This window comes from Bradyrhizobium sp. NAS80.1 (genome assembly GCF_001908205.1).
Lineage (GTDB): Bacteria > Pseudomonadota > Alphaproteobacteria > Rhizobiales > Xanthobacteraceae > Bradyrhizobium.
The window spans coordinates 1-26,302 of the sequence record NZ_LGHL01000176.1 but is presented as its reverse complement, the minus strand read 5'-3'; the positions used below and the strand labels follow the sequence as shown (position 1 = coordinate 26,302).

The 26,302-nt window shown below is 63.1% G+C and carries 25 protein-coding genes and 2 pseudogenes; 2 read left to right on the top strand and 25 right to left on the bottom strand.

The annotated features are described in order from the left end of the window. Positions 1-280 precede the first annotated feature (280 nt). The 9 genes from AC629_RS33710 to AC629_RS33675 all read right to left on the bottom strand — a co-directional run bounded on the left by AC629_RS33710 (position 281) and on the right by AC629_RS33675 (position 9,388). Complete coding sequence (locus AC629_RS33710) at positions 281-1,303, bottom strand: alpha/beta fold hydrolase (RefSeq protein ID WP_084809104.1); 1,023 nt, start codon at positions 1,301-1,303, stop codon at positions 281-283. Positions 1,304-1,502: 199 nt separating this feature from the next. Then, entirely contained in the window at positions 1,503-2,102 is a 600-nt protein-coding gene (locus tag AC629_RS33705) for an ANTAR domain-containing response regulator (RefSeq protein WP_210419147.1), read from the bottom strand. Beyond that, complete coding sequence (locus AC629_RS33700; protein ID WP_084809103.1) at positions 2,099-3,226, bottom strand: transporter substrate-binding protein; 1,128 nt, start codon at positions 3,224-3,226, stop codon at positions 2,099-2,101. The genes AC629_RS33705 and AC629_RS33700 overlap by 4 nt, the downstream gene beginning before the upstream one ends. A gap of 16 nt (positions 3,227-3,242) precedes the next feature. Further along, positions 3,243-4,607 (bottom strand): amidase, encoded by a 1,365-nt coding sequence (locus AC629_RS33695; RefSeq protein WP_084809102.1) that lies wholly within the window; start codon positions 4,605-4,607, stop codon positions 3,243-3,245. Then, positions 4,604-4,747, bottom strand: a complete 144-nt coding sequence (locus AC629_RS47215; protein WP_168195641.1) for a hypothetical protein — start codon at positions 4,745-4,747, stop codon at positions 4,604-4,606. Before AC629_RS47215 ends, AC629_RS33695 begins: the two co-directional genes overlap by 4 nt. Position 4,748: 1 nt before the next feature. Continuing rightward, positions 4,749-5,447: an ABC transporter ATP-binding protein gene (locus AC629_RS33690; RefSeq protein ID WP_084809101.1), complete on the bottom strand. Its 699-nt coding sequence runs from the start codon at positions 5,445-5,447 to the stop codon at positions 4,749-4,751. Continuing rightward, a complete protein-coding gene (locus AC629_RS33685) occupies positions 5,440-7,257 on the bottom strand; it encodes an ABC transporter permease subunit (RefSeq protein ID WP_084809106.1) in 1,818 nt (605 codons plus the stop codon). Before AC629_RS33685 ends, AC629_RS33690 begins: the two co-directional genes overlap by 8 nt. Before the next feature lie 8 nt (positions 7,258-7,265). After that, entirely contained in the window at positions 7,266-8,132 is an 867-nt protein-coding gene (locus AC629_RS33680; protein WP_084809100.1) for a branched-chain amino acid ABC transporter permease, read from the bottom strand. 47 nt (positions 8,133-8,179) lie between these two features. Further along, positions 8,180-9,388 (bottom strand): urea ABC transporter substrate-binding protein, encoded by a 1,209-nt coding sequence (locus tag AC629_RS33675; protein ID WP_084809099.1) that lies wholly within the window; start codon positions 9,386-9,388, stop codon positions 8,180-8,182. A 193-nt stretch (positions 9,389-9,581) separates the two neighbouring features. On the opposite strand from AC629_RS33675, the gene AC629_RS33670 reads away from it, so the two are divergent. Beyond that, positions 9,582-9,770 carry a hypothetical protein gene (locus AC629_RS33670; protein ID WP_084809098.1) on the top strand — a complete coding sequence of 63 codons (189 nt, stop codon included), beginning with the start codon at positions 9,582-9,584 and terminating at the stop codon, positions 9,768-9,770. Positions 9,771-10,432: 662 nt separating this feature from the next. On the opposite strand, the pseudogene AC629_RS49185 reads toward AC629_RS33670, so the two are convergent. The 16 genes and pseudogenes from AC629_RS49185 to AC629_RS33585 all read right to left on the bottom strand — a co-directional run. Beyond that, positions 10,433-10,579, bottom strand: a pseudogene (locus AC629_RS49185) (3-oxoacyl-ACP reductase); the annotation flags it as partial. 37 nt (positions 10,580-10,616) lie between these two features. Next, on the bottom strand, positions 10,617-11,438 hold the full coding sequence (locus AC629_RS33655) for an MBL fold metallo-hydrolase (RefSeq protein ID WP_210419146.1): 822 nt from the start codon (positions 11,436-11,438) through the stop codon (positions 10,617-10,619). Between the two features lie 61 nt (positions 11,439-11,499). Next, positions 11,500-12,258, bottom strand: coding sequence for an SDR family NAD(P)-dependent oxidoreductase (locus AC629_RS33650; RefSeq protein ID WP_084809096.1), 759 nt, complete (start codon positions 12,256-12,258; stop codon positions 11,500-11,502). Between the two features lie 23 nt (positions 12,259-12,281). Continuing rightward, positions 12,282-13,064, bottom strand: coding sequence for an SDR family oxidoreductase (locus AC629_RS33645; RefSeq protein ID WP_084809095.1), 783 nt, complete (start codon positions 13,062-13,064; stop codon positions 12,282-12,284). After that, a complete protein-coding gene (locus tag AC629_RS33640; RefSeq protein WP_084809094.1) occupies positions 13,061-14,233 on the bottom strand; it encodes an NADH:flavin oxidoreductase/NADH oxidase in 1,173 nt (390 codons plus the stop codon). The genes AC629_RS33645 and AC629_RS33640 overlap by 4 nt, the downstream gene beginning before the upstream one ends. A gap of 18 nt (positions 14,234-14,251) precedes the next feature. Further along, on the bottom strand, positions 14,252-15,022 hold the full coding sequence (locus AC629_RS33635; RefSeq protein ID WP_084809093.1) for an enoyl-CoA hydratase/isomerase family protein: 771 nt from the start codon (positions 15,020-15,022) through the stop codon (positions 14,252-14,254). Between the two features lie 16 nt (positions 15,023-15,038). Beyond that, positions 15,039-16,199: an acyl-CoA dehydrogenase family protein gene (locus tag AC629_RS33630; RefSeq protein ID WP_084809092.1), complete on the bottom strand. Its 1,161-nt coding sequence runs from the start codon at positions 16,197-16,199 to the stop codon at positions 15,039-15,041. A 24-nt stretch (positions 16,200-16,223) separates the two neighbouring features. Beyond that, positions 16,224-17,300 carry an acyl-CoA dehydrogenase family protein gene (locus tag AC629_RS33625; protein WP_168195640.1) on the bottom strand — a complete coding sequence of 359 codons (1,077 nt, stop codon included), beginning with the start codon at positions 17,298-17,300 and terminating at the stop codon, positions 16,224-16,226. 13 nt (positions 17,301-17,313) lie between these two features. Then, positions 17,314-18,493: pseudogene (locus tag AC629_RS33620) on the bottom strand (CaiB/BaiF CoA transferase family protein). Positions 18,494-18,542: 49 nt separating this feature from the next. Continuing rightward, a complete protein-coding gene (locus AC629_RS33615; protein WP_084809090.1) occupies positions 18,543-19,388 on the bottom strand; it encodes an amidohydrolase family protein in 846 nt (281 codons plus the stop codon). Positions 19,389-19,518: 130 nt separating this feature from the next. Next, a complete protein-coding gene (locus tag AC629_RS33610) occupies positions 19,519-20,232 on the bottom strand; it encodes an ABC transporter ATP-binding protein (protein WP_084809089.1) in 714 nt (237 codons plus the stop codon). Next, positions 20,216-21,001: an ABC transporter ATP-binding protein gene (locus AC629_RS33605; protein WP_084809088.1), complete on the bottom strand. Its 786-nt coding sequence runs from the start codon at positions 20,999-21,001 to the stop codon at positions 20,216-20,218. The genes AC629_RS33610 and AC629_RS33605 overlap by 17 nt, the downstream gene beginning before the upstream one ends. Beyond that, the gene (locus AC629_RS33600) at positions 20,998-21,999 is read right to left on the bottom strand and encodes a branched-chain amino acid ABC transporter permease (protein WP_210419145.1); all 1,002 of its coding nucleotides are present in this window, start codon (positions 21,997-21,999) and stop codon (positions 20,998-21,000) included. The genes AC629_RS33605 and AC629_RS33600 overlap by 4 nt, the downstream gene beginning before the upstream one ends. 2 nt (positions 22,000-22,001) lie before the next feature. Then, a complete protein-coding gene (locus AC629_RS33595; RefSeq protein ID WP_084809087.1) occupies positions 22,002-22,877 on the bottom strand; it encodes a branched-chain amino acid ABC transporter permease in 876 nt (291 codons plus the stop codon). A gap of 16 nt (positions 22,878-22,893) precedes the next feature. Beyond that, complete coding sequence (locus AC629_RS33590; RefSeq protein WP_084809086.1) at positions 22,894-24,033, bottom strand: ABC transporter substrate-binding protein; 1,140 nt, start codon at positions 24,031-24,033, stop codon at positions 22,894-22,896. A gap of 256 nt (positions 24,034-24,289) precedes the next feature. Further along, positions 24,290-25,072 (bottom strand): enoyl-CoA hydratase-related protein, encoded by a 783-nt coding sequence (locus AC629_RS33585; protein ID WP_084809085.1) that lies wholly within the window; start codon positions 25,070-25,072, stop codon positions 24,290-24,292. Between the two features lie 85 nt (positions 25,073-25,157). Here AC629_RS33585 and AC629_RS33580 point away from each other — a divergent pair, with 85 nt between their 5' ends. Continuing rightward, positions 25,158-25,907 carry an IclR family transcriptional regulator gene (locus AC629_RS33580; protein ID WP_084809084.1) on the top strand — a complete coding sequence of 250 codons (750 nt, stop codon included), beginning with the start codon at positions 25,158-25,160 and terminating at the stop codon, positions 25,905-25,907. The last annotated feature ends 395 nt before the right edge of the window (positions 25,908-26,302 follow it).

Below are 26,302 nucleotides of genomic sequence, written 5' to 3'. Positions count from 1 at the left end.
GCTTTCCACGGCATCCACACCTCCCGCAGAACAAAAGCGGAAAGTGTAACCCATGTGTCCGGTACGTTCTGTCACCTATGTCTCGGGCCGCTCAACCCACTATTTCGGAAGCCCTGTTTTCTTATCGGCGGGCAGCCTAGCGTAAACGTAGTTGTCATCTTCACCCAGTGCGGCGCGTCACTTTCCCTCCAACCTCCAAAATTGGACAAATCGGCTCCCGAGCGGCTTTTCGCGTATTGATGCGATGTGCCCCGGATGAACCGGGACACCTTATTTGCGCTCATTCGCCGGCTTTTGCGAGAAAGCCGTGAAGCTTATCGTCGATAAAATCGACGTCGGCTTTGTTCAATCCGAGTCCGCCTGCAAAATGCCCCCAGACCGAAGGAATCGTCGCAAGTGTCGCATTGGACATGAGCGACACTTCAATCGCGCTATCCTCGGGGGGAAAGTAGAGATCAGTGCGGCTCGGCATCACGATGGTCTTCGCCTTGATCGCGCCGAGCGCGCGGCGGAAGTTGCCTTCATAAAGTGGGTTCGCACTGATATCCGCATGCTCCCAACTCCACATCATGGCGAGCAGGTTGTTCGCATCCAGCGGAAGAAACGAGTTTTCCCAAAAGCCGACAATATAGTCCTCGAGCGATTGGAAGTTCAGCTGACTGCGATCGAGCTCCTCCCTGAAGAAGGCCTGGGAGAATCCCCACCCCGCATACACGCGCGCCATCGCGCGTAACCCCTGAGCCGGCGGCGCTGCGTAGCGCCCCTTGTCCCAAGCACTGTCGGCCGTCAATGCGGCGCGGATGCCGGCGATAAAGACTTGGTTGTGGCGCGCGCAGCGCGCCGCGCCGCAGAACGGGGCAAGGCGGTTGACCATCTCCGGGAAAATCGCGGCCCAGTGAAAGCTCTGCATCGCGCCCATGGACGATCCCAGTACGAGCTCAAGGCGCTCGATGCCGAACTTTTCCGTGACGAGACGGTGCTGCATCAGAACGTTGTCGTACAGCGTGATCTTGGGAAAGTCGGGACCGCCCTGCGGCGCCGGCGTATTGCTCGGCGACGACGACAGACCGTTGCCGAGCAGATTCGGCATGATGATGAAATAGCGCGCCGGATCGAGCGCGCGGCCTGGGCCGATCAGCCATTCATTGTGGGTGTGATCGCCGGCGAACCAGGTCGGAAAGACGACCGCGTTGTCGCGGGCGGCATTGAGCGTGCCGTGGGTCTTGTAGGCCAGCCGGCCGTCCTGCAGGATTGCTCCACTCTGCAGCGGGACGGCGCCGAGATTGAAAATGTCGTAGTTCATGGGATGACCTTGTTGTTGTGGTTGAAAGGACCCGGCGAGCGCCCCGATGCGCCCGGCGGAAGATCGAATGGGATGGCAGCCGTTTCCGTTCAGCGGGGAGGCCGCGCGCGGATCGATGCGGAGTGATCGTGGATCGCTCGCCGGAGCGCGACGTGTCAGGGCGTCAGCAGGAATCGTGCGACATCATGGCTGCCCCGCCTCAGATGTCGCTGGATGCGACAATCGCATCGGCGATCGACGCGATCGTCGCATTCGATTTCATCGCCTTGTCCCGCAGCCGGCGATAGGCCTCGTCCTCGCCGATCCCCCGCGTCTGGCACAGGATCGCAACCGCCTTCTCGATGGTGCGGCGGGCCTTCAGCGTTTCGTCGAGCGAGCGGATGCGCTGCTTGAGGCGGTTCTCGTGGTTGGCGATACCGACCGCGGTCGTCAGGGCCGCGAGTATCCCGAAGATCCGGATCGGCTTGGTGATGATGCCGTGGACGTTGATCCGCTGCAGCTCCCCGAGAATTTCCGGCGTCTCGAACGAGATGATTGCCATCCTGACGATGGATTCGCTCGCCGCCATCCAGCTCAGCGACTTCTCGTTGTGGAGATGGCCGAGCAGGAAGAACACCACATCGATGTCCGGCGGCAACCGCTCAGGCGCCGGCCAGACGAAATCGACCTGGCAACCGACACGCTTGAGGTGAGCCAGAAAGATGTCGCGCTCGTGATCTTCCGGATGGATGACCAGCACGCGGCGGCGCCGGAGTTGGCGCAGCAGACTGCCGTTGCTCGCGGGAATCTGGTCGCTCATGTCGCCACGGCCCTGCTCAGCGATCGGTCGTAGCCGACGAGATACGGGTCGGGCCGCACGATGTTGGCGCCCCGCCAGACGATCCTGAATTCCCCTGTACCGGTAGACTGCCCGACGAGCGGCCGGAAGGCGAAGTGGTTGGTGTCGACATCGATGAAGGTGTCGCCGCCGGGGCCCTTGAAGACGGCCCCCGACAGGGCGGCAAGCAGCTCGTCGCTGTCGGTGCTTCCCCGGCTCTGCCGCACCGCGTCGGCAAAAATATGGACGAGAGAATAGCAAACGGCAGGATAGACTCCCGGATGACAGTTCTCGCCAAAACGTTTCCGGAAGGTCTCTGCGAACTGCTGGTTGCGCTGGCCGTCCAGCGAGCCGAAGTAGGGCATCGCGGACAGGTGTCCGGACCTTGCCGCCGCCGACATCCGTGCGAGCTCCGACTCCGTCGTGGTCAGGGACGCGATCGGAATGCCATCCTGCGGCCGGTCGGTGCGTGCGAACGCCTCATAGAACCTGATCGTATCCTCCCCGACGACGGTAGAGACGACGGCATTGGCGCCACCATCGATCACCTGCTGCAGGAATGCGGCGAACTGATCCTCGGGAGCGCCGAAATCGAAATAGCGCGTCTCCAGCACCACGCCGCCGCTGTCGGCGACGAACTCGCCGACGATGCGGTTGATCTCCCGCGCGTAGAGCGTGTCCGATCCGGCAAGCGCGATGGTCTTGCCGCGCTCGGCGAAGATGTATTCCAGCAGGGGGACGATCACCTGATTGGGAACGGCGCCACCATAGATGACATTGGGCGAGTACTCGAAGCCCTCATAGACCGACGGATAGAAGAGAATGCCGTTGAAGCGCTCGACCACCGGCACGACAGCCTTGCGGCTGGTGGACAGGCAGCAGCCGAAGATCGCGTTGACCTTGTGCCTCACCAGCAGCTCGGTCGCGAGCTCCGCGTAACGGCGATCGTCGCCGGCGGGATCGACGATGACCGGCTCGATGAGCCGACCATCGATGCCGCCGCCAGCATTGATTTCGTCACAGGCGAGAATGATGCCCTGCAAGTGGGCCTTCTCGCTCACGGTCATCGGGCCGCTCTGCGAGAACAATACGCCAATCCTGATCATGTCTGCGGCCACGGCTTCAGCGCGTCCCTTTCAGATGTCTGTCCACCCAGCGTGCAATCGCAAGAAGCCTTTCGTCCTGGCCCGGCCGTCCCATCAGCATCAGGCTGACCGGCAGATGGCCGGCGTTGACCGGAACGGGGATCGAGACGCACGGCAGACCCGCGAGATTACCGATCCAGCAGAACCACGTCATACTATCCTGTGTGGTGACGCGTCGGCCACCGAATTCCTGCCAGTCCTCTCCGTGCCGCGGCGCGACCACCGGCAGTGTCGGCATTGCGATCGCATCCCAGGCGCCGATCCCGCGCAGCAGCAGATCGACGAACCGCGCCCGGATCCGCTGCGCCTGCAGCAGCTCGACCGCGGTCAATTGCGCGCCGGCGACGAGGTGCGCCTGCGTCGCCGGCGAGAATGCCTGCGGGTTCCGCTCCATGCGTCCGGCATGATAGGCGGACGCCTCGCCATGCAGGATCGCCTCCCAGGCGGCAAAGTAGCTTTCGACATTCTCCAGTTCATGATCGCGCACCAGGGCGCTGGATGTCCGGAGCGCCTGCGTCACTGCCAGACCAACTTCCTCCGAACGCTCGAGGCCGGCGCCCACCAGATGCACCACGCGCGGCGTCCCGACCTCGGGAAGAGCGGCGAACGGCGCGGCGCCATGGGTGGCGGGGTCGTTGCGATCCTCGCCGAAGAAATAGGGCAGCAGGATCGGAATATCCGCCAGCGCCGCCGTCATCGGCCCCGGCGCGTCCAGCGACCAGCTCAGCGGCAGTACGCCGTGGCGCGAGGCGCGGCCGTAGCTCGGCTTGAAGCCATAAATGCCGCATGCGGCAGACGGGATGCGCACCGATCCGCCCGTGTCGCTGCCGAGCGCAGCGGCGACGATCCCGGCCGCGACCGCGGCTCCGGATCCGCCGCTGCTGCCGCCGGTGATCCGTTCCGCATCATGGGGATTGCGCGTCGGGCCGACGGATGACGTCGCATTGGTCGCGCCAAAGGCCCATTCGTGCATGTTGGTCTTGCCGAAGATGACGGCGCCGGCGGCGCGCAACCGGCCGACAACTGTCGCATCGATGCCTTCCCCTTCGTCCGGCAGCGCCCGCGAGCACGCCGTCGTCGGATAGTCCTCCGTCAGATAGTTGTCTTTGACCGCGATCGGCACCCCGTCGATCGGGCTCAGCGCCTGCCCCGCGCGCCTGCGCCGGTCGGCGGCCGATGCCTGGGCCAGAACGGCGTCGGGCGCGAGCGCGACGAAAGCGTTGAGCGCCTTGTGCTCCGTGGCGCGGGCCAGTGCGCGCTCGGCCAGCGCCGTTGCCGTCGTCGCGCCGCTCGCGAGGTCCGCGGCCTGAGCCGCAAGGCTCTGCTTGATCGCGCCGGTCATCGCCGCGCTCCACCGGCGAAGAGATGGGACGGCTCGGGCAGACGATCGGACGGCAACGCGGCCAAGCCCTCTCGGATGCGCGTCAGCGTTGCCACCACGCGGGCGACCTGCTCGTCGCTCAGTGCTCGTTCGTTCTTCATATCAAACTCCAAGAAGGTCTTGCTGCAGGCGCTTGTCGGCACGCAGCTGGTCACGGGTCGTCTCAAGGCGGATCGTTCCTTTCTCCATCACGTAGGCGCGCTCGGCGATCGACAGGCAGAAGTCGAGGTCCTGTTCGGCGACAAGAACCGCAATGCCACGCTCCCGGTTGATCCGCAGCAGCGTTCCAGCCATCTCGTCGACCAGCGAGGGCTGCACGCCCTCCGTCGGCTCGTCGAGCAACAGGATCCGCGGCTGTGTCGCGAGCGCCCGCGCAAGCGCCAGGATCTGCTGCTGTCCGCCGGAAAGCCCGCCCGCCAGATCGCTGGCCTTCGGCCCCAGAATGGGAAATTCGCGCAGCGCCGCGGCGACGGCGGCGCGACCGTCATGGCCGTTGGCTTCGGCGGCGACCGCGATGTTCTCCGCAACGGTCATCCGCGGAAACACGAACCGGCCTTGCGGCACATAGCCCAGTCCAAGACGCGCACGCCCAGCCGGAGCGATCGGCGCGAGGCGCCCGTCGATCTCGACATGCCCGCTCATCGCCGGCACGAGCCCGGTAGCGAAGCGCATCAGCGTCGACTTGCCGACGCCGTTGCGGCCGAGCAGCGCGACGATCTCGGCCTTGCCGACCTGCAGCGAGACGCCCTGAATGATGACGGTCTTGCCATACCCGCCGGTTGCGTTGACGACGCTAAACATGGCGGCGCCTCCCCAGATAGATGTCGAGCACCTGATCGTTCTGGCGCAGGGCGTCGATATCGCCCTCGGCAAACACAGCGCCCTGATGCAGCACGGTCACGTGCCCGTTCAGCGTACGGATAAACTCCATGTCGTGCTCGACCACGACGGCTGTCATGTGTCGGGCGAGCGTCCGGACGAGCGACGACAATTCCCGCGTCTCCGCATTGGTCATGCCGGCCGCCGGCTCATCCAGCAGCACCACACGCGGCGCGAGGCAGAGCACCATACCGATATCGAGCCACTGCTGCTGGCCGTGGGACAGCGTCGCGGCAGCGGCGCCGGACTGGTGCTGCAGTCCGAGCATCGTCAGGATCTGATCGGCGATCCTGTCGGCTGCCTCGCGCCTGCGTGTCCGCGCAAACGCCGCCACCCAGAGATTGTCGAACACCGACAGTTCGCCGAACACCTGGGGCTTCTGGTTCTTGACCCCAAGGCCGTTGCGCACGCGGGCGAAGATCGGTGCGCGCGACACGTCGGCTCCTCCGATCGAGATGCAGCCGGCGTCGGGCGGGTAGATGCCGATGCAGGTCTTCAGGTAAGAGCTCTTGCCCGCACCATTCGGACCGATCAACGAGAACGGCTGGCCCGGCGCGAAGGTGCGGGACACTTTGTTGACCGAGACGACGCCACCGAATCTCTTGAATGTGTCGCGCGTCACCAGCGGTTTCGCCGGCCCGAATTGCCGCGCGGCGTCCTCCAGCAGGCGTTCCAGCACGTCCGTGTCGATGGAGACCGCGCCGGCCTCTTTGGCCGCCGCGTCGCGGCCCGGCAGCCGCTGCGCCCAGATGCCGCCGATCGTGCCGAGAATGCCGTTTCTGAGAAACAGCACGAGCACGACAAGCACGACGCCGAGCACCAGCGTCGTCTGTCCCCCGACAGCGCCACCGCCGAGCCAGAACGACAGGCCGCCGATCGCGACGGCGCCGACAAACGCCCCCGCCAGCGTCCCGAGGCCGCCCACCAGCACATAGATCGGAACCAGCAACGCTTCCTGAACCGAAAAGATCGAGGGGTTGAGGTAGTTCGACCACGCACCGAACATGGCGCCGGCGAGACCAGCAACCGCGCCGGCATAGGCGAAGCTGGCGATCTGGTACTTGCGGACGTCATAGCCGAGCAGCTCGGCCTTTTGGATGTCGATGCGAATGCAGTCGACGACCTTGCCGAATGTTCCGGTCATCAGCCAGCGCGTGATGAAGTACACCGCCGCACAGATGATGGTCACCACCGCGAACACGCCGGCCGGCCCCAGCGTTTCGGCAGGATCACGTGACCAGATCGCGTAGCCGGGGATGTTGGACATGCCATTGTCGCCGCCGATGGTCGCGGCGCCGGCCGTCAGCGCGAACGACTGGGACACCGACCACAACAGCAGCGTGGACGTATAGGACAGGATCGTGCTCTGCAGCGGTCCCATGCGGGCGAGGAAGATGACCGCACCGAGAGCGAAGGCTGCGATTGCACCGCACAGCGCGCCGGCCGGCAGGCTCCACAACAACGGCAGGCTGCCGAGGGCCGCCACATTGATGGCGACGACACCGCCGACATAGCCGCCGAGACCATAGAACGCCGTCTGGCCGAGGCTGAGAAATCCGCCGCGGCCCCAGACGATGTCGAGACTGAGTCCGAGCAGGCCGAAGATCAGCCAGGAGGTCGCGACGTAGGCGAGATAAGGATCGACGACAGTCGCCGCGGCGAGCGCCGCAGCGGTCGCGACCGCGGGAAACAGCCATCCGGCCGATGTGTATGTTCTTTCCGAAAGCGTCATGGTCCCGCTCACATCCTGCGCCGCCAGGAGGCGGAGATTCCGAGCGGGAACAGCCACAGCAGCGCCGCGGTCGCGACAAAGAACACCGCATCGCCGGCCACCGACGTCAGAAAGCTTGCGGTGAGCGAGGCACCGCCCCCCAATCCGATGGCGGTCAGCGCGCTGCCGGTGAGTGCGACCGGCCCGGCAACCACCACGGCCAGAAACGCCTTGACGACGAAAGCGAAGCCCATCGCGGGTGTGGCCGGAACGATCGGAAGCAGCACCGCGCCGGCAAATCCGGCCAGCCCGCAGCCGATGGCGAAGGTCATGGTGTTGACGCGGGCCGACTCGATACCAATGGCCTGGGCGATCTCCGGCTGCTGGATCGCCGCGCGCGCCTTCATGCCATAGACCGTGCGCGTCAGCAGCCCATAGACGAACGCCAGCATCAGCGCGGCGACGGCGATCATGAGCAGCGGATAGCCGGCGAGGCTGTAGCGGCCGATCGTGATGCCGAACTGCGGCATCCCGATGCCGGGCGTCACCGTGCCGAAGATCAGCACGGCAAGTTGATAGAAAATCATGCTCAGGCCCCAGGTCGCCAGCATCGTGTCGAACAGCCGGCCGTAGAGCCGGCGGATGATCAGCACTTCAACGCAGGCGCCGATCAGCATCGTGATCACCACCGCCACGGGGATCGCCAGCGCGAAGGGCAGGCCCCGTTGCGTCGCCGTCAGCGCGGCGTACGCGCCGATCATCAGAAATTCGCCATGCGCGAGGTTGATCACCCCCATCAGACCGAACACGACGGCGAGGCCGATCGTCGCGATCAACAGGATGCTTGCGCTGGAGACCGACGACAGCAGCACAGTCGCGAGATAGTCTGGTTCCATATGTTTCCTCCATCGACGCGGCGCGCCAGGCGCGCCGCCGCTTCGCGCTACTGCTTGTCCGGCGAGAAATGCGCCGCGAGCGCGGGATGGGCCACGAGATCGCATTTCTCGTTCTCGTAAGCCGGCGCCACGTCCTTGGAGACCTGCACGATCTTGAAGCCGTGCTTGTCGTCGCCTTCGGCAATGTAGATATTCTGGCGCAGGTCGTGCGATCCCGCCTCGAGCTTCACCGGCCCGTTGGGGGCGTCGAACGTCGCGCCGGATTCGAGCGCCGCGATCACGGGACCGGTTTTTGCCGTGCCGGCCTTGTTGACGGCATTGGCCCACAGGTGCACTGCGTTCCAGACATCGACGGCGGCGGAAATGACCGGTGTGTCGTTGCCGTACTTCGCGGCCCATTGCTTGATGAACGCCGCGTTCGCCGGCGTATCCACCGCCATGAAGTATTCGGCGTTGCCGATCAGACCCTTGCCTGCGTCCGGCGACAGCACGATCTGCTGGTTGCCGGATCCGTAGTTGGTCGAGACGAGACCGATCGTCTTTTTCAGACCGGCGGCAGCGAATTGCTCCAGAAATCCGGTCTGGTTGGCGCCCACCGGCAACGCCACGACGAAATCGGGCCTGGCGGCCTGGATCTTCTGGATGGTCGGCGCATAGTCGGTCACGGTCAGCGCCAGGAAATCCTGGCCCACCACCTCGGCGCCGGACTGCCTTGCATAGTGCTCGATCCAGCGCGCCGAGATCGTGCCGAAGTTGTAGTCCGGCGCCATCACGTAGATTTTCTTGCCGTATTTCTTGACGGCCCAGTCGATCAGGACGGAGAGCTGCTGGGACGCCGAGGCGCCCGTCACGAAGGTCTGCTTGTCGCAGGCGCCGCCCTCGTAGAGCGAGGAATAGAAATAGGGAATGTTCGCCTTGCGCGCGATGGGGCGGATGGCCTCGCGCGACGAACTGGTGAGCCCGGCGAACAGTACATCGACCCGATCGCGCAGCACCACCGTGTTGGCATACTGGGTGTATTTGCTGAGCTCGGACTGGGCGTCGTAAGTGACGACCTTGATCGGCGCGCCGAGCACGCCGCCCGCCGCGTTGATGCTCTCGACCGCGAGATTGAGCGCGTTGTTTTGCTGGATTCCGTAGATATTCAGCCCACCGGTCAGATCGAAGATCGCAGCGATCCGTGTTTCCGCGTGGGCCGGACCAGCGCCCAGCACCGCGGCCATCGACAGGCTCGCGAGGAACAGCGAACTCTTCATTTGGCGTTTCCCTTTGCTCACGGGCAAGGTCGAACGCCGAACGATCGGGAAGGAGAACGGAAAATAAAAAAAGCACCGCGATCAGATCTGGCGTTCTGACAACGATGCCCAGGTTTTCGTGCGCTCAGTTGCGCAGGGGCACTCTGCACGGATTCTCAGGATTGTCAATCTGGCAGGGTAGCATGCGTTGCCGATGCAGCTCGCCATCGGCGCGCCTCAAGGAGAAAATCTCCCGCTCAATCAGCGAGATGATGCCTCATCGCGTCGACGATCCATCCCCATTCGCGCGTCGTCCTATGACAACTCGCCGGTCGCCGCGACGATCGGAAAGATCGCCGCGCGTTGGCTTCTCGATGTTCTCGATCTTCCACGCGGCCCTTAAGAGACATGGGCGGCATCGGTGACGCCGGGTAGCTTACCGCAATGATCGTAAAGCGAATTGTCACAAATATCGCTGCTGCAGGTGTGTCGAAGGCCCACCAGTTCTACGGCGACGTCCTCGGCCTGAAGATCGTTATGGACCAGGGTTGGATTGCCACGTTCGCCGCTCAGTCAAAGATGACACCGCAGGTAAGCGTTGCGAGTGAAGGCGGGGCAGGAACGCCCGAGCGTACTGAGCAAGCCTTGCGCACGAGCGAAGCCGGTCTTGTGGCCCGTTCGCGCGGCTCAGGATCGCGATGCGTGGCGCGGATAACCACGCGCATGGAATTGCTGCGACAAATCGCCGACACCCCAAGCGTCTTGTTGACCGGCCACTTTCCCGCTCCTACGGCAGGACGCGTAGTGTCCCACACTCACGCATTTCGGTTTCGGTTCGACAATTAGCGGAACATTCTCGTATGGCTTTGTACCTAGAACGGCTCATGCTTGTCGAGCGACCGATGCCGTCGCCCCCACCGGTAACGACGGCGCATTTATCTCGCATCTGAAAGAACGAAAGTGACTTTGGAACGTCAATCCAGGCGTTCATGCGGTCTCCGTAATCCTTTTTCGTGAGATCTGACAACTCTGGCTTCGCATTCGGCAGGGAGCACCTCCAATGTTCTAGTAGGTCGCACGTCCTCCCGACAGGTCGAATGCAGCTCCCGTACTAAAAGAGCACTCCGCGCTTGCAAGCCAGAGAATGAGCGCTGTTGCCTCTTCTACTCGTCCGAACCTACCAACAGGAATCTTTGAGAGCATGAAGGTCACAAAGTGCCCCAGCACGACCACCTCCATCCACCTGCGGCTATGCTGCAGAAATTCCATAAGTCTCACCGACCCGACGCACGCGGGAAAAGTCGCTCAGATGGGAGCCGATAATGAGCCAGTTCTCCTCGACGGCTCGATCGAACAGCCACCACCTCGTCCGCGCAGCGAGTTTCGGATCGTAGTCGAAGACCGTGCTAACGTCGGGATCGGCCGTCTGGATATCGGCCATGTGGGCCGCATCGGCCCAGAACAGCGCGGTTTCCCCGTTCCCCCGCAGAAGGAATCCGGTCTGCCCCATCGTATGGCCCGGAAGCGCCAAGGTCTCGATGCCAGGCAGCACTTCACCCGGCATGAACGGCTTGATGCGCGAGCCGTAGGCCTTGACGATAGCGGCCGTGATGGGAAACGCGCTACGGCGCGCCTCAGGAAGCGCCAGCCGGGCTGCCTCGCTCGTATAGAAAGCAAGCTCGATCGAAGGGATCAGAATCTCGGCCCGGGGAAAATAGGGCTTCTCGCCATCCAGCAGCCCTCGCGCATGGTCGAAATGGAGATGGGTCAGGAGAACGCGGTCAACGTCCGCCGGCGCGATGCCGTTCTGCCGCATCGAGCCCCAGGAGCGACCGAGCGACGGGCTCCAACCAGGTCCGGTCCCGGCATCAACGAGCGTCAGGCCGCCCGGTCCGCGCAGGGCGAAGTGATTGACTTCGAACTCGATCGTCGCGCTTGGACAATTGGCCAGCATCTCCGCCTGCGCCGCAGGCCCATTTGCGTGAACCAACGAGTCCGTGCCCGTTGTAAACATTCCGTCGAACAAGAATGCGATCTCGTAATCGCCAACACGGCGGGTGCGGAGTTTCACTCTAATTTCCTTCCGGTAAATGACATCGACGACAAGGCCTTCACGCGGCGTGGGCCACCTCTTAGAGTCCGGAGACCAGATGGCCTCCATCAACCGTGACAACGCTTCCGGTCATGAACGACCCCGCATCGGAAATCAGCAGCAGCAACGGCCCGTTCAGCTCTTCCAGCCGGCCCAGTCGGCGTTGGGGTATCCGCTTGACCAGCGCCTTTCCGTTCTCGCTCGCAAAGAATTCGTCGTTGAGGTCGGTTGCGAAATATCCGGGAGCAAGCGCGTTGACACGGATGCCGTAGCGCGCCCACTCGAGCGCCAGGGCCTTGGTCAATTGAATGACGCCTGCCTTCGATATCGCGTAGGGCGCAACGGCGCCCGCCACGCGCAAGCCCAGGATCGAGGCGATATTGACGATCGAACCCTTGACCTCGTTTGAGATCATCCGCCGCGCCGCTTGTTGCGCTACCAGCCAGACACCCTTCAGATTGGTGTCGACGACGCTGTCCCAGGAGCGCTCGTCCTGATCGAGAGCCGCTTTCGTCGCCGTGACGCCGGCATTGTTGATGACGGCGTGGAACGGCCCGAACCTGGCCTCGGCCTCACCAAATGCCGTTTCGATCCCGCCGGCATCGGTCACGTCGAGCACGACGCAGTGAGCTTTGCCGCCGGATGCGTTGATTTGCTCGACATTGGATTTCAAGGCGTCGATGCGACGCGCCGCGAGCGTCACGCAGGCGCCGCGGCCCGCGAGGAAACGCGCGAAATGGAGGCCAAAGCCGCTCGACGCACCGGTGACCAACACGTGCTTGCCGTCAATGTCGAACATTCGATTCTCCCAGCGGCCGCGCTTCAGATGCGCTGGCGCTGTGCGAGCCTGGACATGCCTGCGATCCACCGGTCATAGTTCTCGGCTTTCCGCGGGCAGTAGTCCTTGACCAAGACGTGGGGCAGGATCACGAAGGCCCCCTCGTCGAGCCCCTTCGGCGCGGCGAGAGCCACGTCGCGCGGAGACAGGATTCCGTCGGCGCTTTCCGGACCTTGCGGGATATCGTTCAAAAGCGGCGTGTCCACGCCTTGCGGACATAGCACCGCGACGCGAATGCCCTGGTCTCGGTGGCTGAAGGCAAGGTTTTCCGCCAGACCGATGGCAGCGTGCTTCGTCGTGCCGTACACCGCACTGCCGACCTGGTTGAGCAGACCGGCCGCAGACGCGGTCTGAAGGAAGATCCCGCCTCCCCTCGCAATCATGCGCGGCAAGAGGAAACGGGCGGCCCGAACGTGAGCCATCACGTTGATGTCCCAGGATTGCCGCCAGATGTCATCGGATGCGAAGGCCGCATTGTCCGCCGGGCCGCCGAAGCCGCGCGCAACGCCGGCATTCGAACAGAACGTACGGATGGGACCTTCCTCGGCCTCGATGCGCTCCAGCACGGCCGCGAAGGCGTCGGCGTCCGTGACGTCGACACCAAAGGCGCGGCCACCGATTGCTCGGGCAACGTCTTCCGCCAAGGCGGCGTTCCGGTCGAGCACCAGCACCTTTGTCGCGCCGTCCTCGGCGAAGGCTTCACAAAGCGCCCGCCCGATGCCCTGCGCCCCTCCCGTGACGGCGACAATTCCAAAGCGATCGTTCACTCAGCTGCCTCGGGGTACTTGTCGGCTCCGTGCAAGCTTTCACCATTGGCCCGGAGCGCGCCGCCCCATTTGGTCAGCCACCAGCCATATTGCTCGGGCCAGTTCTCGAAATTGGCGGTCAGGCCGAAATATTCCGCAGCATGCAATGCCCAGAACGGATTGAAGAGCATCTGGCGTGCCATGAAGATCAGGTCCGCACGCTCGTCCTGCAGGATCTTCTCGGCGAAGTCAGGCGTTCGGATCATTCCGACCGCGCCGGTCGCGATGCCCGCTTCGCGGCGGACACGTTCGGCAAACGGCACCTGATAGCCCGGGCCGCGCGTGAGATTGGCATTGGTCGAGCCGGCACGCAGATTCCCTCCGGTCGAACAATCGACGAGGTCGACGCCCAGCTCCTTGAGCTTGCGGGAGAAGATCACGCTGTCCTCGATCTCCCAGCCGCCGTCGATCCAGTCCGTGGCCGAGATGCGAACGAAGAGAGGCATGGCTGACGGAATCGCCGCGCGCACCGCCTTCGTGACTTCGAGCGGAAAGCGCATCCGGTTCTCCAGGCTGCCGCCATATTCGTCGGTGCGGAAGTTGGCCAGCGGCGACAGGAACGACTGCAGGAGATAGCCGTGCGCCATGTGGAGCTCGACGATGTCGAAACCCGCAAGTACGGCCCGGCGGGCGGTGGCGACGAATGCGTCGCGCACGCCGACAAGGCCCTCCTTGCTCAACGGAATAGGAGCCTGAAAACCGTCGGAGAAAGACACATCCGACGGGCCGGTCGGCGTCCAACGCTCCTCGCCCATCTCGATATCGCGGTCTGTCAGGGGACCATTGCCCCTGAAGGCACGCTGCTGGCTCGACTTCCGGCCGCCATGATTGATCTGGATCGCGGCCTTCGAACCGTGCGCCTTGATCACGTGAACGATCTGGCGCATGCCCTCGATCTGGCCATCTTCCCAAAGCCCCGGATCGCCATTGGTGATCCGCCCCTTGCGGGTGACCGACGTCTGCTCGACGAAAACGAGCCCGGCACCGCCCATCGCGAACTTGCCGTAGTGAACCAGATGGAACGGCGTGACGTAACCGTTCTCGGCCGAGTACATCCCCATCGGCGAGACCACGATGCGATTGTTCAACTCGACGCCGCGGAAAACAACTTTTTCAAACAGTTTAACCATGTGGTTCTCCCCTGGAGGTCAACGCGCCCTGAAATTCGCAACGCGCCGCTCGGCAGTGGCGCGCACGCCCTCGGCGAAGTCTTCGGTCTCGCGCAGCCACGATTGCTCATCGAGCTCGTGCTTCAGCCGTTCTTCGACGCGCTCGGCAAGGCCCGCACGGAGGGTTGCGCGCGTCGACTTGACAGCGAGCGGCGCGCTTGCCGCAATCTCCTGCGCAAGCTTCATGGCCTCGTCGCGGAGCTTCTCGAGCGGAACCACCGCTTCGCACATGCCGATCTTATACGCCTCCTCGCCCTTGACCCGGCGGCCGGTCAGCATCAGCAGCGACGCACGGGTCGGGCCGACCAGCTCGGGCAGCGTGATGGTGAGCCCGAAGCCCGGATGAAAGCCCAGCCGGGTGAAGTTGGCCGAAAAGCTGGTCTCGGGGGTTGCGATGCGATAGTCGGCCGCGAGCGCGACGCCGAGGCCACCGCCGATGGCATGGCCCTGCACCGCCGCGACGATCGGCTTCTTGGCCTGAAAGATCCGGATGCCCTCGTTGTAGAGGGCGCGGGAGTCCGCGCGGCGCGCTTCCGGCGTTTCCGGCTGCGGCCCGGAAAAATCCGCGCCGGCGCAGAACGACTTGCCGTTCGCGCACAGCAGCGTGACACGAACGTCCGGATCCGCATCCGCCGCGATGAGCGCTTCAGCGATCAGCGTCATCAGCTCCTTGTTGAAGTAGTTATGCGGCGGCCGGTTGATCTCGGCGACTTGAACGTGGCCGACACGGGAGATCAGAAGATCAGACATGAGTTTCCTCGAATGACTAGCGAAGGCCAAGTCCGCGGGCGATGACGCCGCGCAGGATTTCCGTGGTACCGCCCTGGATCGTCAGCTTGGGCGCGATGCGGGTGTTGAATTGGAGAACCTGCTCGAAGCCGCCATAACTTGCGGCGTCGATCGGAAGATGAGCCGTGGCCCGGCGCACGCGCTGCGGCAGGTCCTGCTCCCACAGCGTGCCCAAGTCCTTCACGATCGCGGCCTCGGAGACGGGCTCCCGGCCGGCTTCAAGCATGCCTGCAACCGACACCGACATGCGGCGCAACGCGTGCAACTCCGCCACCAGTCCACCGATGGCTTCGGTCATACGCGCATCGGGTTTGCTTCCGGCGATTTCGACCAGCTTGCGGAGCACCGCAAAGGTCTCGAGGAAACGCTCCGGACCGCTGCGCTCATAGGCCAGTTCGGTCGTCGCCTGCTTCCAGGCGCCGTCGACTTCGCCGATCAGCTGATCGTCGGGAATGAAAACGTTGTCGAAGACGACCTCGTTGAAATCCCGCACGCCGCTCATCTGATCGATCAGGTTGCAGGTGATGCCCGGAGCCTTCATGTCGACAAGGAAGGATGTCAGGCCGTGGCGGCGGTTCTTGTCGGTCGGAGAACTGGTGCGGAACAGGCCGATCATGTAGTCGGCGCGATGGGCGTTGGTGGTCCAGATCTTCGACCCGTTGATCTTCCAGCCGCCGTCGGTTCGCGTCGCCTTGCACTTGGCCGCGAACAGGTCCGATCCGCTGTCCGGCTCGGACATGCCGATGCAAAAGCAGGCTTCACCGGCGATGATCTTCGGCAGGACCTCGGACTTGATGCGCTCCGACGCGTATTTGATCAATGTCGGGCCGGACTGGCGATCGGCCGTGAAATACACCGTGTTCGGCGCGTTCGACGCCATCATCTCTTCATTGACCACGAAGCGATCCAGGAAGCTGCGTTCCTGCCCGCCATATTGCCGCGGCCAGGTCATTCCGATCCACCCGCGCTGCGCGACCTTCTTCGCGAATTGCTTGTGGACGCTCCAGTCCTCCTCCGGACTATCGGGGTCGAACGTGCCCGCGTCGATCTCGGACCGGATGAAAGCGCGCACCTCGGCACGAAGCCGTTGCACGTGCTCCGGCAAGCGGAGCGGCTGAAACTCGAGTGCAGTCTGCATGGGATATGTTCCTGATGTCGCCGCTTATCGCGTGGCCAGCAGCGGCCAGAGCGCCTCAGGCCCCCGCTCGCAGACGAGCTGTCCAAGCCGCTCGCGCCATTGGCTCTCGTTGCCGTAGTCGTCACGCCAGGCGAGCACGCGCAGCGTCAAACGGTGGAGGACATGTTCGCGCGTGACGCCGATGGCGCCATGCAGCTGGTGGGCAATGGCAGCGCCCTTTTGCGCGGCGCTCGCGGTACGGATCTTGGCCGAGATGACTTCCAGCCTCAGTTCAGGATCGCCAAAATCCCTCCCCTGCTTCAGAAGCCCCTCGATAGCATCCGCTGCGGACCGTGCGGCGCTGACCGAGACGGCAACCTCGCCGGCAAGTTGGGCAACGCTGTGCTGAACGGACTGGAACCCGGAAATCAGCCGCTCGAAGGCTCGGCGCTGCATGACGTACTCTGTCGTCAGCGCCAGGATTTTCTCCAACGCGCCGGCGATCTGAAGCGATCGGGCCGCGGCTCCGATCAGAAGAGCGGTGTCGGCGGTGAATGCAGCCGGTGCGCGTCGTGTCGCGACCACGCGGCATTTCGAGAGGGTCACGCGATCCACGGGATCGTAGGCGAGATTGCTGTTTCGTTCGATCGCCGCGTCGTCGAGCGCGATCAGAACGACGGAAAGCCCCTCCGGGCCCCGCGCCAACAAGGCGGCATGCGCGCATTCGCGCGCGAACGGAAGTCGTGCCACGGCCCCGGAAACGGAGCCGTCTGCATGCAGTGTCACGTCATCGAAGAACGAGGACGGCCCAAACGCAATCCTGCCGGCGGGCATCTCCAACCCTGCCGCTCCCAGCATCCAGCCCGCGAGGAGCGTTTCGGCCAATGGCGCTGCGAGCGCCGCTCCGCCTGCGATCCGCAGAATGCCCAGGCTGTCGTACAGTCCGAGGGCCGCGCCGCCGAGATCCTCCGGCAGAGCGGCAACGTTGAGCCCCGTTTCCTCTACGCCCGCCCACAGGCGGTCCTTCCAGCTCGTGTCCTTCGCCGCAATGACGGCCTGGATATCGGCAACGTCGGCAAAGAGCCGCTGTGCGGAAGCTGCAACAAGATCGTCGTTTTGCATGGCTACCTCACCGTCAAGCTTGCGCGATTGCGCCGGACTGACGCAGTGCATCGACCTCGCCGGAGGACAGGCCGAGATATTCCAAGAGGATCTCGCCGTTATGCTGGCCAAGACGTGCCGACGGGCTGTAGTCGGGCGCAGCGGCATCGTGCAGGACCAGCGGGCTACGATGGACGAGGATGTCGCCGTATTCGGGATGCGTGATTTCGCGCAGCATGCCGCGCGCATGGAGATGGTGGTCCTCGGTCACCTCGAGCAGGTCGCGAACCGCGGCGCATGGCACCTTGTTGGCGCGGCACAGCTCGGTGATCTCGTTGCGGGTCAGCTTCGAGGACCAATCCGACACGATCTGGTCGGTGAGGTCGATGTTTTTCAACCGGTCGAGCACCGTCTTCAGACGCGGGTCTTCGGCCAGTTCGGGCCGTCCCATGGCGCGGGTCAGACCGGTCCAATGAGATTCGTTAACGCTGATGATGGCAACGTAGCCATCGGACGCCGGATAGACGTTGTACGGCGCTTCCGCGAGCCCGCCGTGGCGATTGCCGGTGCGGGGGGGCGGCGGCCTTGCGATTGAAGACGTCGGCAAGGTTCGAGGCCATTGCCGGATAGACGGTCTCGACCATGGCGATCTCGACCAGCCGCCCGCGACCGCTCTTCTCGCGATCGTAAAGCGCGGTCATGATGCCCGCGTACAGATGCACGCCGCTGATGAAGTCCGTGATCGCGGGGCCGGCCTTGACCGGCGGACCATCGGCAAAGCCGGTCACGCTCATGATGCCGGAGACCGCCTGGATGGTCAGGTCCATCGCCAGATTGTCGCGGCTTGGACCGGAGAGCCCGTAGCCGGACGCCGAGCCGTAGATGAGGCGCGGATTGATGGCGCTCAGATCCGCATAGCCAACGCCCAGCCGGTCAAGCACGCCGGGGGCATAATTCTCGATCAGCACGTCGGCCTTGGCCGCGAGCGCCTTCAGGATCTTCACGCCTTCGGGCGACTTCAGGTTCAGGCTGATATTGCGCTTGTTGGCATTGAGCATCGCAAAGGGAACGGCGTTGCCCTTGCTGATGCGTGCGCGATGGCGCACGGGCTCGCCGTTCGGCGGCTCAACCTTGATCACGGTGGCGCCGGCCTGGGCCATCAGGAAGCCGGCATAAGGGCCCTGGTAGACCTGGCCGAGATCGATGACGACCACGCCTTCGAGCGGCAGCTTTTTTGTATTGGTCAAGACGTCCTCGGTACTGTCAGAAGTTGTAGAGCCGCGTCGGATTGTCGATCAGGATCTTGCGGCGGATCGCTTCGTCGGGAACGCATTCGTGCAGGAGACGAAGCAGATCTCCGAGATCGGGCATGGTCTCCGCGGTGTGGCCGACATGGGGCCAGTCGCTGCCCCACACGACCTGGTCGGGCGCAGCCTGCACGATCGCGCGCATGTAGGGCGCCGTGTCGGCATACGGACGGCCGGTACGCGTGTTGCGGTCGGCACCCGAGATCTTGGTCCAGTAACGGCCGGTCTTCAGGCGATCGGTGAAAGCGCGGAAATCCGGGTGCTCATGTCCCTTGTCGGCCATGGTGCGCGACATGTGATCGATGACAAAATTGAGCGGGAGTTTTTCGAGTTCGGCGGCAGCTGCGGCCATATCCGAGCTTTCGATCCAAAGCTGGGCGTGCCAGCCGCGTTCGGCGATGCGCGGAGTGAGCTTGACCAGATCTTCGTAGCTCGTGCCGAGAGTCGAGACAGGCTTGCCGTCCTGCCGGATCATGGTGACACGCACGGCCTTGAAGCCAGCGTCGGTCAGCTCGTCGAGCCGCCGGTCGGAGATGTCGGGCCGCAGGATCGCGACGGCGCGGAGCCGATCAGGGTAACGGCGCAGCGCATCGTAAGTGACGGCGTTGTCTTCTCCCGAGCCGACCGCATGGACAATGACACCGCGCGTGATGCCGAGCTTTTGCCAGATGCCAAATGCGTCCTCGATCGTGAACGGGCGCGCGGCCGTGAAGCGGCCCTCGTTTCCGGCCGGAAAGCGGTCGAAAGGACCGTAGATGTGAAAATGGCAGTCGCAGCTGCCCTCGGGCAAACGATGTTCCATGAAGACAACTCCCTGCTTACTGGTGACTGCTAAAGCGCGATGAGATTGGGATGAATCGTCATCGCGCTTTAGGTTATTGTTTGAGCATGATCTTTTCGGAAAACCGCTTCACACTGTTCCGGATCATGTTTTAGAGCCCGAGATAGGCGCGCTGAATGTCGGGCGACTCCGCCAATTCCCGCGCACTTCCTTCGGCCGTGATACGCCCGACGCGAAGCACGTAGCCGCGATCGGCGATCTTCAGGGCCGCGCGCATGTTCTGCTCGACCAGAAGCGCACCGATCCCGCGTTCCTTCAGGCTCCGTATGGCGGAAAGAACCGTCTTGCTGAGCAAGGGCGACAGGCCGAGCGACGGCTCGTCGAACAGGACGACTTTCGGCGAAGCCATCAGGCCACGCCCGATCGCGAGCATCTGCTGCTCGCCGCCCGAGAGCCCGCCTGCGAGCTGAGTGAACCGTTCCTTCAGGCGCGGAAACAGGGCCATGACGTCGTCGATCGTGAACGTCGGCCCGCCGCCGTTGACGTCGATGAGCTTCAGGTTCGCCTCGACCGACATGCCCGGGAAAATCTCACGCCCTTCGGGGACATGGCCGATCCCGAGACCGCTGGTGACCCAGGGCTTCTTGCCTGTCGTCACCTTGCCCGCGAACGCGACCTTGCCCGACCACGGGGTCAGCACACCCGAGATCGCGTTCAACAGCGTGGTCTTGCCCGCACCGTTCGCGCCGAGAATGGCGACGATCTCGCCGGCACCGACCGAAAGCGACACGTCCCTGAGCGCGGTCACGCGCCCATAGCCGACCGTCAGCCCGGAGACATCGAGAAGCTTAGACGAGTTCGTCATCACTCGCTCCGAGATAGGCTGCAACGACATCGGGATGCTTGAGGGCACGTTCGGGTGCGTCGGTCACGAGCTGGCGGCCATCGACCATGACCATGACTTCGTCGCAGAGCGCGCCGATCGCGGCCATGTCGTGCTCGACAATGACGATCGTTCGCCTGCCGGAGATGGCCCGCAGCAGCTGGATGAAGTCGGCGGTCTCGACCTCGTTCATTCCGGCGACCGGCTCGTCCAGGAAGATGATCTTGGGGTCGTTCATCAACATGATCGCAACGGCGAGCCTGCGCTGGATGCCGTAGGCCAGCGCCGAGGCCAACTGATCGCGCAATTCCGTGAGACCGCAGACCGCCAGGACATCTCTGGCCTTATCCGCGAATGTGTTCATGTCCTCGCGCCAGACCGGAAGCCGTAGGAGCCTGTGGACCGCGCTGTGACGCATGCGGCCATAGCTGGCGTACAGCAGATTTTCGTACACGGTGGAGTGCCCGAAGATGGCCGTCCGCTGGAACGTTCGTCCGACGCCGCGGCGTGCGACCTCATAGGCCGGGAGAGCTGCGACATCCATGCCCATCACATTCACCGTGCCCGAGGTCGGCTTGGTGATGCCGCAGAGAATGTCGAACAGTGTCGACTTGCCTGCACCGTTCGGGCCGATCAGACCGTAGATCGAGCCCTGGGGAATCCTGATGTCGACGCCTTTCAGCGCACTGACGCCACCGTAGGTCTTTTTGACGTCGACCGCCTCCACGGCGTATCCGCTGCTCGAACTCATGCCCGGCCCTCGCTGCGCTTCTCGAGACGGCGTTCGATCAGCTTGAACAGCTGGTGGAGGCCGCCGGGGGCGACGACCATGATGAAGATGATGATCAGCGAGAAGACCAGGACCTTCACATTGGGGTCGAACTGCAGGAACTGCGGCAGGATCGTGAAGATCACCGCGCCGATGACCGGACCGAACAGCAGCCCGGTTCCGCCGATCAATACAGCAAGCAGTGCATCGACGGTCCGCAGAACCGACATGACCTCAGGCGTGACAATTTGGGTGTAGGGAATACAGAGGGCCCCTGCCAACGCCGCGATCGGGGCACTGAAGACAAGGGCCTTCAGCCGTTCCCGGAAGACGTTGATCCCGAGCGATTGCGCCAGATGCCGTCCCTGGCGGATGCTTTCGAGGGCATTTCCGAAACGCGAGCTGCGGACATTGGCCAGAACGATCAGCACCAGGAGCAGGATCGCGGCCGTCGCGAAAAAGTAGGTCCGCGGATCGGAGAGATCGAACGGACCGATCGCGAGCCGGGTGAACCCGAACAATCCAAGGGGACCGCCGGTGATTTCCAGATTGAGCGCCGTGACCATCGCCACGCCCGAAAGCCCCCAGGAGACGATTGAGAAGTAGGCGCCCGTCAGTTTCAGCGTCAGCCATCCGATCAGCACGGCCAGCACCGCGGAGAAACCCATGCCGAGGAGGATACCGGCCTCGTAGGGCAGCCCGAGATGGTTCATCGCAATGGCCGGGGCATAAGCTCCGATGCCGAAGAACATGCAGTGACCGAGCGGCACCTCGCCGATGCCGCCGAGCATGACGTTGACGCTGACCGCGAACAGCGCAAAGCCGCAGGTGTAGCCGGCGAGGCTCAACAGAAACGGGCTGTCCGCGCCAAGGCCGATGCCGAGGACGAGCGCCACGACCGAGCCAAGCAGCAGGACCTGCTTCCAGGGAACGACGCCGCGCGAGCCCTGCGCTTTCAGCGCGATTGAAGATTCTGTCATGACTAATGTCTGTTGAGTTCAGGTCGGCCCAGAAGACCCTGCGGCCAGAACAGCAGGACGAAGATCACGAGGATCCACCCCAGCGCCGGTGTCCAGGAGACCGAGACGTAGGTCTCGAACATCGAGTTGGCCAAACCGATGACCAGTGCACCCAGCAGCGCACCGCCGATGCTGCCGAGTCCGCCGAGGATGACCACCGTAAAGGCAACGATCACATTGGCATCGCCCATCGTCGGAAAGGCCGAGATCAACGGTGCAATCAAGCCACCGGCGAGACCGGCCGCGGAAACTCCGAGCAGGAAGGACAGAGCCCGCAGCCGCGGCACGTTGATGCCCGAGTACAGCGCCCCTTTCGGGTTCTGGGAGATTGCCAGAATCTGCTGTCCCTTAATCGAGTACCGAAGCCACAGCGAGAAGCCCATCAGGACGGCGATGGACGTACCCGCAATGAAGAGCCGTTGTGCCGAAATGAAGAAGCCGAAGACGGAGATCGCCGTTTGCCCGAACGGAGATTTCACCGGCAGAGGGTCCGGACCAATCACCAGCACGATCGCCGCCACGATCGCCTGGGACAGCGCGAACGTGATGATGATGGAGCCGTGCTCGCCACGATCGTACAGCGCCCGCTGAACGATGGTGAGCTCCAGGACGAAGCCGATGATCGCGACGACGATCACCGCCAATGGAATGCACAGGAGGTAGGGAATGCCGGCATTTTCGAGCTGGAGCACCGCGTACGCGCCCAGGGCAAAGAATGCCCCGTGCGCGAAGTTCACGATGTGCAGCGTGCCGAAGATGATCGTCAGCCCGACCGCGACGAGTGCGTAACCTGATCCGAGGATCAGACCATTGATGATCGTCTGAACAAGCAGGTCCATCGTCCGGCCCTTCGACTTACTTCACCTCGAAGGATTCTCGCAAAGCGACGTCCTTGCCCTTCACGACCTGGATGTAGAAGTAAGGAGCCTTGGCGCGCCCTTTCGCATCGAAGGCCAACGATCCGCGCGGAGTCTTCCAGACATTGTCGCGGATAGTCTTCGAGATCAGGTCGTAATTGCTGTCCGTGCCGGCCTTGTCCATGGCTGCCGCGATGAGCTTCACGGCCTCGTAGACCACGAGACTGACCTTGTTCGGGTCCACATTGTTCTTGGCCTGGAACTTCTTGATGAAATCGGCCATCTCGCCGGTGGCGCCCTCCGCGATGAAGATGTCGCCCGTCACGACGCCTTCCATGGCACCTTCCGCGGGAACGATCGCCGAAGCCTGAACGGTGCCGGTCGAGTGCGCTTCCATCGGGAAGCCGCCCTGCTGCCGGATCTGCTTCCAGATCTGGGCCGTGCGCGCGGGATAGGCGTCGACCACGTACAGCATCTGCGGATTGGCCGCCTTCAGCCTGGTGACGATCGACGTGAAGTCCGTTGTCGATGCGTCATAGTTGGCGACTTCGACCAGCTTTGTGCCGCTTCCCTCGAGCGAACGCTTGAGATTCTCGAGCACCGCTTTGTTGAACTCGGTGTTCTCGCCCATATAGGCGATGGTCTTCGGCTTGAGCGTGCCGATCAGGTATTTGTGGAAGATGGTGGAGTTGGTGCTGGCGGTGTTGTTGACCTGAAACAGCCACGGCGATCCCTGCTCGGTGATCGCGTCAGCTTGCGCACCCGGATTGACGTGAAGAACTTTGTTCTTCGTGATCGCGCTTTCCGCCAACGTGATGGAGCTGTTCATGCCGGCGATGACCGCCTTCACCCGGCCCTGGGTCATCAGCTTCTGGACGGCGGCAACACCGTCCTGCGGCGTGCCCTTCTCGTCGTCGTACATCAGCTCGATCTTGCGGCCGCCAAGGATGCCGCCTGCGCCATTGATCTCTTCCAGCGCAAGCTCGGCGCCCATCTTGCCGTCCTTGCCATAGCCGGCTGTCGGACCGGTCAAGGGCAGAACAACGCCGATCTTGACCGGGTCCTGCGCGAAAGCAGCCGTTCCGCTGAGCAACGCCGACACAAGGACCGTAGCGGCCACCTTCATTCCGAACTTCATAACGCCTCCCCTTTTTTCGCGAGCGCCTGCGGACCTTCCGGTGACAGTTGGCTTCACATCGCCCCGAATGGGCGATGGCCGTGACGCTCATTGTTGTTTTGAAAACGGCCCCGACGGCACTGCAGCCTGCGATGGACCAGAACGTTGGCTCCTCCCGACGCGCGCCTTCCGTCGCGCTTCGAGAGAACCCTAAGCGGTGCATCCGGCAGAGTCTATACTTTACTCATATGTGTGATCATTTCCATATACATGTAAATTACGGAAGTGACGGGAATCGTGCCGGGCGCTTTGCGAGGAAATGCGCCATTCCCTCAGCGACGTCCTCGGACCCAATGCAGCGGCTGGTTTCATGCGTCGACAGAGCCGTGGCCTGAGCCAGAGACTGCGACCAGGCCTGGCGCAGCTGCTGCTTGATAATCATCATCGAACGAGGCGAACAATGCTGCGCCAGGTCGCAGGCGTAAGCCTCGACGCCGGCCAGAAAGTCCTCCCCCGCCAGACAGCGGGCCAATCCGATTGCCTCAGCTTCGCGGCCGGACAGAACGCGCCCCGACAGCAGGAGATCGGCGGCATTCATCCAGCCGATCAAGCGCGGGAGCATCCACGCACTGCCGTGTTCGGCCACCAGCCCGCGCCGGGAAAAAGCGGTCGTTATCTTCGCATTTTCAGCGATAAACCTGAGGTCGCAATAGAGTGTCAGGCAAAACCCGACGCCCGCCGCCGCGCCATTGATCGCGGCAACCAAAGGCTTCCGAAGACCGAGCATGTAGCTGTATCTTTGGCTGAAATCGTCGCTCGAGGGCTCGACCTCGCGGTGGCTCTGGCCGGATGAGATCGCCTTCGGATCCGGGCCGGGGCAAAAGGTCTTGCCCGCACCTGTCAGGACGATAACGCGCACGTCCGGATTGGCATCGGCGGCCAACAGGGCCTCGCGCAGCGCATCCTCCAACGCATGATTCCAGGCGTTGCGGGCGTCCGGTCGGTTGAACGAAATGGTCAGAACCGCATGCTGGAGGCGTTGAAGTAAGACGTGTTCCATAAGTCGGCAGGCTCCCTTGAATTAGGTTGACGCTGCCACATACCGGTGATTAGCTCCACAGAGAATTATTTATACATATATGTAAATGGCCAACACTGACTCCAGCATCAAAACGGCCCGGCGGATCTTCGAGGTCCTCGAATATTTCGAGGACGTTCAACGACCGATATCGCTGAAGGAAATCTCGACCAAGTGCGACTATCCTACGTCGAGTGCCGCGGCGCTCCTGAAGAGCATGGTCGCATTGGGATATCTGTTCTACGACAGCTACAATCGAACCTACATGCCGACGATGCGAATCGCGCAGATGGGTGGCTGGCTAAACTCGGGACTCTTTGGCGACAGTGCGATCTTGTCGCTCGTCGACTTTGTCCATCAAGAGCTCGACGAACTCGTCAATATCAGCACGCAGTCCGATCTGCACGCCCAATACATCCACTGTCTGCAAACACGGAAACGCCTGCGATTTGAGGTCAAGCCCGGCGATGTCCGGCCACTCGCCATCAGCGGCGTCGGTCGAACATTGCTCAGCGGTCATACCGACGTTGAGATCGCTCGCCTGCTTCGTCGCATCAATGCAGTTTGTCCTCCCGAGGAACATATGGGGCTGGACGAACTGATGAAGATCATCAACGGTATCCGCCGCGACGGTTACATGTTCTCCAAGCACATCATCGTCGAGGAAGCTGGCGTGATCGCCATGCTGCTACCGAAGCGCGATTTTGGCCGCCCCCTGGTCCTCGGTGTCGGCGGGCCCGTTTCTCGCCTCGAAGAGCGGCAGGATCAAATCCTTGCCTGCATGCGGGAAGGCATTGCGCGCTTCCTTAGAGATTGAACGTCGCCCCACTGGAGATCGAGCCGTGCTGCCACTATCGGCGCCGATGTCCTTAAGGTTTGATGCTTAGCGGTTCGCCACAGCAAGTTCCCCATGCACCTCGACACCAGCCTGATTTGGCATGGGCGGCACGACGCGCAGACCTCGATGACGCGCCCGAAACGCCATCATCGCGCGGAGAAAATCGCAGAAGATAGTAGTTTGGCGTAGAAAATCGTACGATTGGTAGCGGGGGTCCGCTACATCGCGAAACCCACTATTTCGGAAGCCCTGTTCTCCTATCGGAGGGCGGCCTAACTCACGACGGCGATCCTTTGTAGTTCGTCAAAAGCCGCCGTTTGCACGCAATCATCCCCGGACTTGGATGGTTCCCCAGTAGGTTCAAATCCTGGCGG